Source organism: Reyranella sp., assembly GCF_004296935.1.
Lineage (GTDB): Bacteria > Pseudomonadota > Alphaproteobacteria > Reyranellales > Reyranellaceae > Reyranella.
In genome coordinates this window covers 12,430-26,305 of the sequence record NZ_SCVH01000126.1, presented here as the reverse complement: position 1 = coordinate 26,305, position 13,876 = coordinate 12,430, and the positions used below count along the sequence as shown (strand labels likewise).

Below are 13,876 nucleotides of genomic sequence, written 5' to 3'. Positions count from 1 at the left end.
CGGCGGGTCAGCCGCCCGCCATCAGATCGGCGAGTGCCGGATCAGCCGCGAGTTCGGCGGCGGATCCTGCAAGAACGATCCGCCCACGGCTCAGCACCACGCCCCGGCTCGCCGTACCGAGCGCCAGCGCTGCGCGTTGCTCGGCCAGCAGGATCGCCATGCCGCCGGCCGCCATCTGCGGCAACCGCCGCAGGAGATCGGCGACGACGAGCGGTGCAAGTCCCAGGGTCGGCTCGTCCATCAGCAACAGACGCGGCCTGTTCATCAGCGCTCGCGCGAGAGCCAGCATCTGCTGCTGGCCACCCGACAGCAGCCAGGCGCGCGCCTCGGGGCGTTCGCCCAGCATCGGAAACAGGACCAGCATCTCTTCGACCCGACGGCGACGCTCGGAGGCAGGCGCCGTCGACGACGCCTCGAGATTCTCGCGCACGGTGAGGCCGGCAAACACACGCCGGCCCTCGGGCACGTAGCCCACGCCCAGCGCCACGCGCTGCTCGACCGTCAGAGCGGAGGCGTCCTGGCCGAAAAGCGAGACCGGTTCCGGCGTCGACCGGAAGCCCAGGATCGCCTCGAGCAGCGACGTCTTGCCGGCGCCATTGCCGCCCAGCAGAGCCACGATCTCGCCCGCGTTGACGGCGAGGCCCCCGATTTCCAGCACGGCCGCGCTCACGCGGCAGCCTCCACGAGCCCGAGAAAGCTTGCACGCACCCGGGGATCGGCGCGCACCTCGGCGGGTCCGCCGATCGCGATCACCTTGCCGCGATCGAGGCAGACCAGCCGGTCGCAAACGCGCGTCAGCAGTTCGATGTCATGGTCGACGATCACGACGCCCCGCCCGGCATCGCGCAACCGGCGCAACAACGAGGTGAGTTGCCCACGCTCTCGATCGGTCGCCCCTGCCGCCGGCTCGTCGAGCAGCAGGAAGGCGGCACCGGTCGAGACGGCCCGCGCCAGATCGGCAGAACGCGTGTCCCCCTCCAGCATCAGGGTTTGAAACGTGCGGCCAAGACCTTTCCGCGCGATGACATGCGGCGGCAGGTGCTCGAGATGCGTATCGTCCAGGGTAATCGCACCGCCGTCGACGTGATCGAGTCCACCGATCACATTGAGCAGCGTCGTCTTGCCCGAGCCATTGGGCCCGATCAGTCCGACGATCTCGCCGCGCCCGACGGCAAAGGACACGCCGGCCAGGGCGTCCACCCCGCCGAATCGTTTGACGACATTGTCGAGCACGAGCCGTTGCGCTCCTGTCGCGGGTAACAAGCGTTCCGGCACCACGGGCTTGTGCGGCACTGGCGATCGCGCCCCGCTCAGGCGGTCGATCCACTCGGCGAGGCCGCCCGGCGCCCATCGGACGATGGCAAGCGTCGCCACGGCATAGACCAGCAGCCAGGCGTCCTGAAAATCACGCAGCATCTCAGGCAGGCAGACGGCCAGCAGCGCGCCCACCACGGCGCCCATGGGATGCCGCGAACCGCCGATGACGACGGAGGTGAGGCAAAGCACCATGACCGAAAAGCCCGTCACGTCGGGCGACACCACGCCGCTGATCGCCGCCGAGAAGGCCCCCGCCAATCCGGCCAGGGCAGCGCCCACGACGAACCCTGCAAGCCGCCATCGGCCCCCATCGATGCCCAGCGTGGCCGCCATCAGGGGCGCCTCGCGCAACAGGCGCGCCTCGTCGCCCAACCGGCCCCGAAAGAGTTGCGCGTAGATCAGCACGCCGGCGATCAGGCAGATCCACACCATCGCCAGCAGAACAGGGCCCCGCGGCAGCGAGGACACGAACCCCGAGATCCCGTTGGCACCACCGGTCAGGCTCTCGGCGTGAACCGCGACGAGATTGACGATCGAGGCGAGCGCCAACGTGGCGAGTGCGAAATAATGCGACTGCAAGCGCAGGATCGGGCCGGCCACGACCGCCGCGGGGATGGCCGCCGCGAGGATCGCTACCGGCAGCGCCAGCGCACCCAGCATCGGTGCCGCAAGCGCGGCGGTATAGGCGCCGACACCGAACAGGGCGCCTTGCGCCAGGTTCAGCGCGCCGAGTTGACCAAAGACGAGCTGATAGCCCAGGCCCATCAGCGCATAGATCCCGACGAGCGTGACCATGCGCTGGCCAAATGGCGGCAGGACCGCCAGCGCAAAAATGGGGAGGGCAAGAAGAGCGGCCAGCCAGAAGGCGCCGAGGGGCCGCATGTCAGGCGCGCCGGCCCACGGGTTCGCCGAACAGGCCCTGCGGCCGGAACGCGAGAACCACGAGGACACCCACGTAGAGTGCGGCCGATGCCCAGGCATCGCCAAATCCCGCCGACACGAAAGTCTCGAAGAAGCCGATACCCAGAGCGCCCAGAAGCGCGCCCGGCACGCTGCCCCAGCCGCCCAGCGCCACGGCGATATAGGCCTTCAGCATGTGGCCGGCACCCTGCGTCGGCGCCACCAGGAACTGGTGCCCGAGCAGAAACCCCGCGATCCCCGCCAGCGCGCCGGCCAAGGCCAGCGACAGCATGATGTAGCGACCGACGGGAATGCCGACGGCGCGCGCCATGTGTCGGTCGGACGAGACCGCACGCATGCGCCGTCCTGTCTGCGTGCGCTCGAGCAGAAACCAGACCCCTGCCACCAGGACGCTGCCAACCACGACGATGGCGAGCGGCTGGCGGCCGAGTGCCACGCCCGCGATATCGAACGAGCCGCTGCCGGTCAGCGCCGGTGCGGTGCGAGGTGCTGCCCCCAGGCCGACGGTGAGGCCGTGTTCGATGATGGCGGCAAGTGCGATGGTCGCGACGAAAGTGGCCTCCGGCGGTCGGGCAACAAGCGGCAGGATCGCCACCCGCGCCGCGACGATGCCGGCGGCGCCGAGCGTCAAGGCGACCAGCGGCAGAAGCAATGGAGCGGCAAGGCCGGTCGATTGTCCGGCGGCCACGGCGACGGCGCCGCCCAGCACAACCAGATCTCCATGGGCGAAGTTGACGGCGCCGGCGGCGTTCAGGGCGAGAACGAAGCCCAGCGCCACCAGCGCATAGGCCATGCCCAGCGCCGTGGCGTTGAGCAGGAGCTGAAAGGTGATCAGTGTTCGCGGGGGGCGTGCTTGCCCAGGATCCGCTGCAAGGTGCGCCGGTGCATGTTGAGGCGACGCGCCGTCTCCGAGACATTGCGATCGCACTGCTCGAAAACGCGCTGGATGTGCTCCCAGCGCACGCGGTCGGCCGACATCGGGTTGCTGGGCGGCGGCGGCAGCTTGCGGCCGTGCGCGGTCAGCGCCTGCTCGATGGCGTCGGCGTCGGCCGGCTTGGCGAGATAGTCGACCGCACCTTCCTTCACGGCGGCGACGGCGGTCGCGATGTTGCCGTAGCCGGTCAGCACGACGATGCGGATATCGGGCCGGGCCTGGCGCAGCGGACCCACGAGTTCGAGGCCATTGCCGTCGCCCAGACGCAGATCGAGAACGGCGAAGGCAGGCGGGCGCGCCGTCTGCGTGAGGGCTTCCGCGACCGAGCCGACGGCCGTCACGATGAAACCGCGCAGTTCGAGAGCGCGGGCAATGCGGTTGCGGAACGCCGCATCGTCATCCGCGATCAGCAGCGTCCGATCCTTGTTCGACGTCGTGCCGGCGATCACGGGCGATATGGGGCGGCCGGCTCCTGCGTCCTGGCTCATGGCGACTCCTTCGACATCGGCCGCTATGTAGCCTTGAAGACGGGGTTTGGCCAGCGCACGGAGACGGCAGCGCCACCCCCCGCAACGGAGCGATTTCCGAAGGTCACATTGGCCCCAGTACGCTCCAGAAGCGTCTTGGCGATGAAGACGCCGAGACCCATGTGGCCCTCCTGGCCCTGCCGGGTCGAAATGAAGGGCGTGCCCAGTTCATCGAGCATCGCCTCGGAAAATCCCGGGCCGTCGTCGATCACCTCGACCTCGGACCATTCGGTCGTCCAGCGCGTGGCGATCCGGACTTCGTGCCGCGCGAAGGAAACGGCGTTCTGCACGATATTGCCGATACCCTGCATGATCTCCGGGCTGCGCACCTGGATCGGCGCCATCGTCGGGACACCGTCGCCAACCGGACCCGACTCGTAGGTGATGTCGACAGTGCCGCGATCGTAGTTCTGCGCCGCCGCCTCGATCAGTGCCGGCAGGGGCACGAGAATATAGGCATCGGACACGTCGCCCGCCGGATCGACGGAGAGGCGCGCGAGGATCGAACGGCAGCGCTCGGATTCGGCCGACAGCAACTCGACATCCTCGCGCAGCGGATCGTCGAGCTCGATCTCGCGCGACATTTCCTTGGCGACGACGGCGATGGTCGAGAGCGGCGAGCCGAGTTCGTGCGCCGCGGCGGCGGCCAGTGCGCCAAGCGCCGAGAGCCGTTGCTCGCGGGCAAGGGCTGCCTGCGCGGCCGCCAGCGCATCCGCCATCTGCCGCGCCTCCTCGGCCAGCCGCCAGCCATAGAGCGTGATCAGGAGTGTCGTCAGGGTGAGGCCCGCCCAGGCGCCCGTCTGGTAGATGTCCGGCAATTCGAGCGGCGGCCCGCGCCATGGCAGCGGCTGATGAAAGACCCCCAGGACGGCAATGCTGACGATCGTCAGCAGCGACAGCGCGACGTTGCTGCTGAGCGACAGGATGGTGGCACCGATGGCGACGGGCGCCAGCAGCAGCAGCGCGAAGGGGTTGAGCAGACCGCCGGTGAGATAGAGCAGCACGGCCAGCTGCAGGATATCGAAGGCGAGGAAGATCGTGGCCTCGCGATCGTCGATGCGCGCCGACGCCGGTCGGCCGAGGCTGACGGTGAGGTTGAGCAGCGCCGAAAGCGCGATCGTCCCGCCGACCGCGAGCACCGGCAGGCCGAACCCCAGCCCCCATTGAACGACGGCAGCGGTGAACAGCTGTCCGGCGACGGCGGCCCAGCGGATCAGCACCAGCGCGCGCAGGCGGACGACGCCGCGCGGCGGCAGGCCGGGAGTGGTGGGCCCAGGACCGGTAGGCGACGAGGTGATCTCGGCGCGCACCGTCATCGGATCACTCCTCGAGCATCAGGTGCTTGCGATTGACCGTGGTGAACAGCGGGATCTTGCGCTGCTTCTTGCGGTCGGGCGGCTCCTTCACCAGGCGACCGATCTCGCCCAGGATCAGGCCGGTGATGGTGGGCAGCGGCAGTTCGCGCGCCTCGTCGAGGCGGACCCAGCGGATGTCGCCCATCTCGCTCGAGTGGCGGATCTCGCCCGTCGCATCCTCGGCCCGCGCCATGAAGAAGCGCGCATTGAAGCGGCGTGGCCGGCCAGGCGGCGTCACCGCACGCGCGATCAGGTCGAGGCAGTCGAGCGCGGGGCCCATGCCGGTGTCGAGGAAGCCCTGCCAGTGCTCGCCGAAATCCTTGTCGGGCGCGCCGCGCTTGAACGGCTTGGCCAGCATCAGGCCGGTCTCCTCGAAAGTCTCGCGCACGGCGGCGACGGCGAGCGCACGGGCGCGCAAGGCCGTCGCAGCCTTCTGCAGGCGGGCGTTCACGAAGCGGTCGAGCGGCGTGGCGACCGGAATGTGCGCATCGGCACGATCGACGCGGCCGCCGGGGAACACGTAGCGGTTGGGCATGAAGGCGTGCGCCGCGGCACGGCAACCCAGCAGCACTTCCGGAACCTTGCCGCGCTGGCGCACCAGGATCAGCGTCGCGGCATCGCGCGGCCGCATGTACGGGTACGTCTGCTCGACCTTCTCGACCGGCCGTTCGCTGCCGGGTTTCAGGTCGCCGTGGACGTAGCCCTTGTCGGTGCCGCGCACGACAGCGTCGGCGGGTATGCCTTTTTTGCTCATGCCGCCACGATAGACCAGCCGCCCTAGAACGACCAGCCGACTGGCGTATCAGGGCGAAACACGGTGATGGTCTTGGCCAATCCCGGGGAGAGCCCCGGGACCTCGACGGTCTCGGGCGCGTCGAGAGTGGCGGCGCGCAGGGTCACCTTCTCCTCGTTGGCCGGCAGGCCGTAGAAGCGCGGGCCGTTCAGCGAGGCGAAGGCTTCGAGCCTGTCGAGCTTGCCTTCCTCGGCAAAGACCTGGGCATAGACCTGCATCGCCACCGGGGCATTGAAGATGCCGGCGCAGCCGCAGGCGCATTCCTTGGTGTCGGTACTGTGCGGAGCGGTATCGGTGCCCAGGAAAAAGGCCGGATTGCCCGAGGTCGCGGCGCGTCGCAGAGCGAGACGATGCTCCTCACGCTTGGCGATCGGCAGGCAATAGAAGTGCGGACGGATGCCACCCTTGAAGATCGCATTGCGGTTGTAGCTTAGATGATGCGGCGTGATGGTGCCGCCCATGCGATCGGGATGCGCCTCGACGAAGGCCACGCCCTCGCGGGTGGTGATGTGTTCCAGCACGATTTTCAAGCCGGGATGGCGCTTCAGCAGCGGGAACAGGACCTTGTCCAGAAACACCGCCTCACGGTCGAAGATGTCGACGTCGGGGTCGGTCACTTCACCATGCACCAGCAAGGGCATGCCGGCTTTTTCCATCGCCTCCAGGCCTTTCGCGACGCGGTCCATGGAAGTGACGCCGTGGGCGGAATTGGTCGTGGCGTGCGCGGGATAGAGTTTTGCGGCGACCCAGACGCCCTCTTTCTTGCCGCGCGCCAACTCAACCGGATCGGCACCGTCGGTGAGATAGCAGGTCATCAGCGGCTCGAATTGCAGATCGGCCGGGATCGCCTTGCGGATTCGGTCGCGGTAGGCGGCGGCCTCGGCGACCTTGGTCACGGGCGGCACCAGGTTGGGCATGATGATGGCGCGGGCGAACTGGCGGGCGGTGTGGACGGCGCAGGCGGCCAGCATGGGCCCGTCGCGCAGATGGACGTGCCAATCGTCGGGCCGGCGGATCGTGATCGAGGAAGGCTGAGACATGGGCGTTTCTAGCTTGCTCCCGGGCGGGCTCCAATGTTGATTGCGGGCATGAACACGATGAACAAATTGAACGACGCCGTAGACTTCGCCAAATCCGCCGAATCCCATTGGCCCAAAAGCATGCGGATGCCCGACGGGCAGTTCGTGATGACCTACGATTCCGGCGAGAAGGCCCCCGACAACGAGGTCCTTGGCCCGGTGACGCCGCGGGGCGGCCACGCCGGCATCGTCTACCAGGGCGGCAAGAAACTCGCCGAATGGGGCAACGTCGACAACGCCGACATGACTTTCAGCGTCGCCAAGAGCTACCTCGCGCTCCTCGCCGGCCTGGCGCTGGGCGACGGCCTGATCAAGAGCCTCGACGACAAGGCCGGCGACTACGCCCTCGATGACGGCTTCAAGAGCGAGCAGAACAAGGACATCACCTGGCGCCACCTGCTGACCCAGACCAGCGAGTGGTCGGGCAGCGTGTTCGGCAAGGAAGACCGCATCGACCACAACCGCGTGGTCGGCCTCGCCGTGGCCGACGCGCCCAAGGGCACGCGGCGCGCGATGAAGAAGCCCGGCACCTTCTATGAATACAACGACGTGCGCGTGAACCGGCTCAGCTACTCCCTGCTGCAGGTCTTCAAGGAGCCGCTGCCGTCGGTGCTCAAGCGCCGGATCATGGACCCGATCGGCGCGTCGCAGGGCTGGAAGTGGGACGGCTACAAAACTTCCAGCGTCACCATCGATGGCATAGAAATGCTCTCCGTGCCGGGCGGTGGGCATTGGGGCGGCGGCATCGTCATCTCGGCGCGCGATCTTTCGCTGATGGGACGGCTGGTCGCCAACGCCGGCGTCTGGGAGGGCAAGCAAATCCTGCCCAAGGGCTGGACGGCGGAGCTGGTAAAGCCCTGCCCGGTGGCGCCGTTCTATGGACTCGTGTGGTGGCTCAACACCGACAAGCGCCAGTTTGCGGCCGCGTCCGAGCGCAGCTACTTCGCGCTGGGCTGGGGCAGCCACATCGTCTGGATCGATCCCGACAACGATCTCGTCACCGTGCTGCGCTGGATCGACCGCAAGAAGGCGCCCGGCTTCGTCGAACGCCTGCTGGGTGCGATCAAGACATGAGCCTCGACTATTCGGCCGTGCCGAAAATGCCGGACGGCCGCACCGCGGCCGAACACATTCTGACAATCGAGAGCACTGCGTCCGGAGTTGTCCGGGTGCCGATGGGCAATGGCGGCCACATGACGTGGCACGTCTGGGACGACGGTACGAACAAGCCTGTGCTGCTGCTGTTTCACGGCGGCTCGGGCTCGTGGATCCACTGGATCCGCAACGTCCTGCCGCTCAGCCGGCATTTCGCCGTGTACGCCGCCGACCTGCCGGGCCTGGGCGACAGCGACCCACCTGACGACGTGAACGACGTCTGGTCGGTGACGCACTGCGTCCGGACCGCGATGGCGGCCCTGTTGCCCTCCGACAAACAGTTCGTCCTCACCGGCTTCTCCTTCGGCGGCATGGTGGGCGGCCACATCGCCACGCTCTTCCCCGAGCAACTGCGGAAAATCGTGTTCGTCGGCGCCGGCGGCCTGAAAGCCACGCGCAAGCCCGGGCCGAAGCTGCGCAAGCTGCTGGCCGACATGCCGGCCGAGACGCTGGCGGCCGAGGCGCGCAGGAACCTCGAAATCCTGATGCTGCACGATCCGAAGAACGTCGACGGCGTCGCGATCCACATGCAGATCCTGAACACCACGCGCGCCAAGACCCGCAGCCGGCAGATGGGCCAGGCCTTCAAACTCAGCGAAATCCTGCCGCGGGTGAAGACTCCGTTCACCGGCATCTGGGGCGAGTTCGATTCCACGACCTATCCTCACATTCAGGAGCGCATCGATCTTTTCCGCGCGCTCCAACCCGATTTCGAAATGAACATCATCCCCGGCGCCGGCCACTGGGTTGCCTACGAGGCCGCCGAAGCATTCAATGAGCGGCTGATAAAGATCCTGTCGCCTTGAGGGAGGAGACGATGTCCAACCTGCTCTGCGTCGGCACCGCCGGCATGTCGGTCTGGTTCAGCCGCGACAATGGCGAGAGCTGGATCCGGCCCTACATCGAATCCGGCCTCTATCTCGAGGCGCGCGTCTGGGCGCTCTCGGCGCATCCGCAACGTCCCGGCGAAGTGCTCGCGGGAACGGACTCCGGCCTCTACCGCTGGAACGAGACGACGCAGAAGTGGACGCATCTGCCGTCCGTGCTGGACGACTACGACATCTGGTCGATGGCCCAGGCGCCGGACGATCCCGACACCATCGTGGTGGGCACCCAACCCGCCAACATTTTCCTCTCCACCGACGGCGGCAAGAGCTTTGCGCCCACCAAGGGCTCCTTCGCCGAGGCCTGCATCTTCGTGGGCAAACCCAGGGTGACGCAGATCCTGTTCGACCCGATCGACAAGGACACCTTGTGGGCCGGCGTCGAAATCGACGGCGTGCACCGCTCGACCGACCGTGGCCGCACCTGGAAGAAGGTGGGCCTGGGCATCAACTCCGAAGACATCCACGGAGTCTCCGTGGTCAAGAACGGCGGCAAGCTCGTCTACGCCACCACCAACCGCGGCCTCAACGTCAGCAGGGACAACGGCGAGACTTTCGCTTTCCAGGAACTCGACTCGCCCTGGCAGTACACGCGCACGATCAAGCCGCGCGCCGACGGCGACAGGACCGTGTTCCTGACCAACGGCAACGGCCCGCCGGGCTCGACCGGCCGCCTGTTGCGGAGCCGCGACTATGGCGCGACCTTCGAGGACGCAGGCCTGCCGGGCACACTCAACTCGACGCCCTGGACGGTGGCGACGCATCCCGCCGATCCCAAGCTGATCTTCGTCTGCAGTAACCTCGGCCAGCTCTTCCGCTCGATCGACGGCGGCGAAAGCTGGATCAAGCTGCCGCGCGAATTCGGCGAGGTGCGCAGCACGATCTGGCAACCGCTCGCCTCAACGGCTTGACCTGGATCAAGGGCCGCCACGTGCGAAGGGACTAACCAGCGACATCGGGCCACCCGGGAGATGACATGTTCACAAGAGTTCGGGCAGTCGCCCTCGGCATCTCGGTCGTCGCCGCGCTTTCAGGTGTCCTGGCAGGCGGCCCGGCCCGGGCCCAGACCGCCGATCCCCAGCAGATAAAACTGTGCGACGGCCGCGGCAATGTGCCGGACGACGTCCAGATCAGCGCCTGCACCCAGGTCATCAAGTCCGTCCGATCCGATGCCACCGTCCTCAACACCGCCCACTTCTATCGCGGCCTGACCTACGCCCAGACCGGCCGGTGCAGGCTCGCCATTCCCGACTTCACGGCCGCCATCAAGTACGACCCCAAGGACTCCGATGCCTACTGGTCGCGCCACCTGTGCAAGCAGGAGCTGGGCGACACGGCCGGCGCGGCGGCCGACCGGAAGGCGGCCAAGGCGATCGATCCCCGGATCGAGGAGCAGTGGATGCAGTGACCGGGGCCGCGGGGCGGAAGACGCCGGCTCTTTACGCGACGACGCACAGGCCGCAGTCTTCCGATCCGGATCCTCACCCTGCGAAGAGAGCGCCATGACGACCGAACCCATCAGCCACCGGCGCTATGTCAGCTACATCGACAAGAGCCGCGAGTATTATGCGGCCTCCGGCTACGAACGGCCTTACCGCTGGCCGCGCTACGCCGACGTGCCCTTTGCGCGGCTGGAAAAGCCGCTGTCGCAATGCCGGATCGGCGTCGTCACCACGGCAGACCAGGCGCCCGGTCCGGCGCCGCGCGCCACCAAGCTGTTCACCGCGCCCATCAACGCGGGCAGCGGCCTCTTCACCGAGAAGTCGTGGGACCGCGAAGCCACCCACACCAGGGACCCGGAAACCTACCTGCCGCTCCAGCGCCTGGCCGAGCATGTCGCGGCCGGGCACCTGGGGTCGCTCAGCCCGCGCTTCTACGGCGTGCCGACCGATTACAGCCAGCGGCTGACGGTCGAGCAGGACGCGCCCCAAATCGAAAAGTGGATGCGCGAGGACGGCGTCGATATCGCCCTCCTCGTCCCGCTTTGACCCGTCTGCCACCAGACCGTGAGTCTGGCCGCAAGACATCTCGAAGCCGCCGGCATCCCGACGGTGATCGTGGGCTCGGCCCGCGACATCGTCGAGGAGTGCGGCGTGCCGCGCTTCCTGTTCGTCGATTTCCCGCTCGGCAATCCCTGCGGCAAGCCGTGGGACACGAAGATGCAATACGACATCGTGGGCGGCGCGCTGGAGCTGCTTGAACGCGCCTGGCAGCCGCGCACGACCGTGCAGCGGCCCGAGACCTGGGCCGAGGGCGCCGCCGACGAACGCTGGCGGGAACGCTTCATGTGGGTGGGCGACGACAACCGCGCGGCGCTGGCGGCAGCGGGTGCCGCCCGGCGACAGGCGCAATCTGGCAAGCATGAGGCCGGCAAGAGGAAAGCGCCTTGAAAACCGACGTCTCCGAAATCGCACCGAACATCTACCGGCTCTCCACCTTCGTGCCCGCCGTCGGACCGACCGGCTTCACCTTCAACCAGTTCCTGGTCGACGCCGACGAGCCGCTCTTGTTCCACTACGGGCAGCGATCCCTCTTTCCGCTGGTCTCCGACGCCGTGAAGCGCGTGATCCCGCTCGCGAAACTGCGCTGGACGACCTGCAGCCACGTCGAGGGCGACGAGAGCGGCGCGCTCAACGAATGGCTGGCCGCCGCGCCCAACGCCACGCCGGCGCACGGCCAGCTCGGCTGCAACATCTGGCTCACCGACATGGCCGACCGCCCGCCCCGCGCGCTCAAAAACGACGAGGTGCTCGACCTCGGCGGCAAGCGCGTGCGCTGGCTCGACACGCCGCACGTGCCGCACAACTGGGACGCCGGCCTCCTCTACGAGGAGACGACCGGCACGCTGTTCTCGAGCGACCTCTTCACCCAGGTGGGGCCCGCCGACGCCACGACCGAGAGCGACATCGTGGCCCCCGCCATTGCCGTCAGCGACCGGCTCCCCTTCATGCCGCCGACGCCGATGGCCGCGCCGACCTTGCGGCGGCTGGCGGTGCTAAAACCCACGACCATCGCGCTGATGCACGGGCCGACCTTCAGGGGCGACGGGGCGGCGGCGTTGAACGGCCTCGCCGATCACTACGCGAAGGCGGCGTAGGCGGGCGGCGACAGGGCATCAGCGGCACACGAAATGTGCCGCTTCCCGGCGCCAGCTGTGCCGGAGTGTGTGCCGCCGGGGCGAAATCGCCGAGCGTCCTCAACGGCTTGCCGGAACGCAGCGAACAGCGCCGATGCCGTCCGGCGGCAGCCCCGAATCGCGGACCTGTGCCGCTGCTCCGGAACGCCCTGACCCCCTCCGGCCCTTCGGGCCACCTCCCCCGCTTCGCGAGGGAGGAGAAGATTGAAGCCCCTCCTCCCCCGTCATACGGGGGAGGTGGCCCGAAGGGCCGGAGGGGGTGAGTGGACCATTCGCCCTCCATTTTCCGAACACGAGTTGTCCAGAATCTGTCTGTCCGGAAATTCACCTCCTCTTGCGCGCGGTAATCGCCGGCAATGTCCTTCGCGCAGCGGCAGAGCCGCGGGCGAACTCCCTGCCCGCGTCCCTGGTCATGTCCGACATGCCTTTTCACGACCCGTTTCACGTCCCACGGGGCCGTTCGATGCCGCGTTTGCACGGCTTTCCCGCATTATTTGTGGACGCCTGAATGTAACGCGTTCTGTCCAGAAACCTGTCCAGAATCCCGCCCAGAATCGCGTTGGCAAACCGGTCGCCCGGGGCCGACGTTCGCCGTCGGCGCTGTTTGCTGTTTGGGTCTCGTTCTTCGTTGTCGAGGGCATGGTCAGGACCATGCCGAGGCGTCTTCGATCCCTAAAGGATCAGGGGGCACGCCGGAGGGAGTTCCGGTGGCACGTCGCCTCATGTGGGTTGGGAAGACTGTCCTGAGTGCCGATGCACTTCGGACAATCTATTGGAAAAATCTATCAAAACCTGCTGAACTTGTCAAACCATCTCAAAAGAATCCTCGGTGCTGGCAGTGCTGGCACCTTGGGCAACACCTGGTCTCGATTGAACAGCCGCGCCGGCGCGATCGCCGGGGCGCTGGCGGGATTCGGCCCGTCGCCCGTGCAGGCCCAGTCGGAAGGCGGCGTGCCGGCCAGCCAGAGCAAGTTCTCCCAGGGCATTTCCAACGTCTTCCGGGGCGCTTCTGGCGGGATCGTTCCGTCGGCCCATGATGGCTTCGCCGTAGATTCATGTTCCAGTAAATCGGGCCATGTAGAAGCATGCTATTTTCATTGATTCCCTTGCCTCTTGACGAGCATACCAACCAGTTGGTATGTAACCTTCATGACACCTCAAGCCCTCCACCAGTCGCGCCTGAAGATCCTCGACGCGGCGACCGACGTTGTCCGGGCCAAGGGCTATGCCGCCACGACGGTCGACGATCTCTGTGCCGCGGCGGGCGTGACCAAGGGCAGCTTCTTCCACCATTTCAAAAGCAAGGAGGAGATGGTGCTGGAGGCGGTGGCGCACTGGAACACCTGGACCGACGGGATCTTCGCCGCGGCGCCTTATGCGTCGGCCGCCGATCCGCGCGACCGCGTGTTCGGCTATCTCGATTTCCGCCGCGACCTGCTCGATCACACGGTGCCGCAGTTCACCTGCCTGATGGGCACGCTGGTGCAGGAGACCTACGCCACGCATCCCGCGGTGCGCGCGGCCTGCGACCGCGGCATGTCCTCCCACGTCGCCATACTGACGCGCGACATCGAAGCCGCGCGACTCAAGTACGCGCCCGACGCGGCGTGGACGGCCGAGAGCGTCGGCTACTTCATCCAGGCCGTGCTGCAGGGCTCGTTCATCTTCGCCAAGGCCAAGGAAAGCGCGGCGGTCGCGCGCGGAAACCTGGCGCACCTGCGCCGTTATCTCGAAAGCCTGTTGGGTTCACCGGATCAAAACCCTCGATAAGGAGA

At 67.4% G+C, this 13,876-nt stretch carries 16 protein-coding genes; 9 read left to right on the top strand and 7 right to left on the bottom strand.

Features of this window, described 5'->3' with window-relative positions:
• Positions 1 to 7: 7 nt before the first annotated feature.
• Genes EPO55_RS17955 through pyrC form a run of 7 tightly spaced genes read right to left on the bottom strand, consistent with a single transcriptional unit; the run spans position 8 to position 6,887 of the window.
• On the bottom strand, positions 8 to 670 hold the full coding sequence (locus EPO55_RS17955; protein WP_296338440.1) for an ATP-binding cassette domain-containing protein: 663 nt from the start codon (positions 668 to 670) through the stop codon (positions 8 to 10).
• Entirely contained in the window at positions 667 to 2,199 is a 1,533-nt protein-coding gene (locus tag EPO55_RS17950) for an ATP-binding cassette domain-containing protein (protein WP_296338439.1), read from the bottom strand. Before EPO55_RS17950 ends, EPO55_RS17955 begins: the two co-directional genes overlap by 4 nt.
• 1 nt (position 2,200) lies before the next feature.
• Entirely contained in the window at positions 2,201 to 3,166 is a 966-nt protein-coding gene (locus EPO55_RS17945; protein WP_296338438.1) for a branched-chain amino acid ABC transporter permease, read from the bottom strand.
• Positions 3,070 to 3,660, bottom strand: a complete 591-nt coding sequence (locus EPO55_RS17940; protein WP_296338436.1) for an ActR/PrrA/RegA family redox response regulator transcription factor — start codon at positions 3,658 to 3,660, stop codon at positions 3,070 to 3,072. Before EPO55_RS17940 ends, EPO55_RS17945 begins: the two co-directional genes overlap by 97 nt.
• Positions 3,661 to 3,683: 23 nt before the next feature.
• Positions 3,684 to 5,015, bottom strand: a complete 1,332-nt coding sequence (locus EPO55_RS17935) for an ActS/PrrB/RegB family redox-sensitive histidine kinase (protein WP_296338434.1) — start codon at positions 5,013 to 5,015, stop codon at positions 3,684 to 3,686.
• Between the two features lie 4 nt (positions 5,016 to 5,019).
• Positions 5,020 to 5,808, bottom strand: a complete 789-nt coding sequence (locus EPO55_RS17930) for an NUDIX domain-containing protein (RefSeq protein WP_296338433.1) — start codon at positions 5,806 to 5,808, stop codon at positions 5,020 to 5,022.
• Positions 5,809 to 5,831: 23 nt separating this feature from the next.
• Complete coding sequence (pyrC, locus tag EPO55_RS17925; protein WP_296338432.1) at positions 5,832 to 6,887, bottom strand: dihydroorotase; 1,056 nt, start codon at positions 6,885 to 6,887, stop codon at positions 5,832 to 5,834.
• Positions 6,888 to 7,034: 147 nt separating this feature from the next.
• On the opposite strand from pyrC, the gene EPO55_RS17920 reads away from it, so the two are divergent.
• The 9 genes from EPO55_RS17920 (at position 7,035) to EPO55_RS17880 (ending at position 13,871) form a co-directional block, all read left to right on the top strand.
• Positions 7,035 to 8,000 carry a serine hydrolase gene (locus EPO55_RS17920; RefSeq protein WP_296338431.1) on the top strand — a complete coding sequence of 322 codons (966 nt, stop codon included), beginning with the start codon at positions 7,035 to 7,037 and terminating at the stop codon, positions 7,998 to 8,000.
• Entirely contained in the window at positions 7,997 to 8,887 is an 891-nt protein-coding gene (locus EPO55_RS17915; protein ID WP_296338429.1) for an alpha/beta hydrolase, read from the top strand. Before EPO55_RS17920 ends, EPO55_RS17915 begins: the two co-directional genes overlap by 4 nt.
• An 11-nt stretch (positions 8,888 to 8,898) precedes the next feature.
• The gene (locus EPO55_RS17910; protein ID WP_296338428.1) at positions 8,899 to 9,876 is read left to right on the top strand and encodes a hypothetical protein; all 978 of its coding nucleotides are present in this window, start codon (positions 8,899 to 8,901) and stop codon (positions 9,874 to 9,876) included.
• Between the two features lie 65 nt (positions 9,877 to 9,941).
• Positions 9,942 to 10,373, top strand: coding sequence for a tetratricopeptide repeat protein (locus EPO55_RS17905; RefSeq protein WP_296338427.1), 432 nt, complete (start codon positions 9,942 to 9,944; stop codon positions 10,371 to 10,373).
• A 94-nt stretch (positions 10,374 to 10,467) separates the two neighbouring features.
• Positions 10,468 to 10,953: a hypothetical protein gene (locus EPO55_RS17900; RefSeq protein ID WP_296338426.1), complete on the top strand. Its 486-nt coding sequence runs from the start codon at positions 10,468 to 10,470 to the stop codon at positions 10,951 to 10,953.
• A gap of 18 nt (positions 10,954 to 10,971) precedes the next feature.
• Positions 10,972 to 11,355 carry a hypothetical protein gene (locus EPO55_RS17895; protein WP_296338425.1) on the top strand — a complete coding sequence of 128 codons (384 nt, stop codon included), beginning with the start codon at positions 10,972 to 10,974 and terminating at the stop codon, positions 11,353 to 11,355.
• Positions 11,352 to 12,062 carry an MBL fold metallo-hydrolase gene (locus EPO55_RS17890; protein ID WP_296338424.1) on the top strand — a complete coding sequence of 237 codons (711 nt, stop codon included), beginning with the start codon at positions 11,352 to 11,354 and terminating at the stop codon, positions 12,060 to 12,062. Before EPO55_RS17895 ends, EPO55_RS17890 begins: the two co-directional genes overlap by 4 nt.
• A gap of 786 nt (positions 12,063 to 12,848) precedes the next feature.
• Positions 12,849 to 13,202 (top strand): hypothetical protein, encoded by a 354-nt coding sequence (locus tag EPO55_RS17885; protein WP_296338423.1) that lies wholly within the window; start codon positions 12,849 to 12,851, stop codon positions 13,200 to 13,202.
• Between the two features lie 48 nt (positions 13,203 to 13,250).
• The gene (locus EPO55_RS17880; protein WP_296338422.1) at positions 13,251 to 13,871 is read left to right on the top strand and encodes a TetR/AcrR family transcriptional regulator; all 621 of its coding nucleotides are present in this window, start codon (positions 13,251 to 13,253) and stop codon (positions 13,869 to 13,871) included.
• Positions 13,872 to 13,876 lie beyond the last annotated feature (5 nt).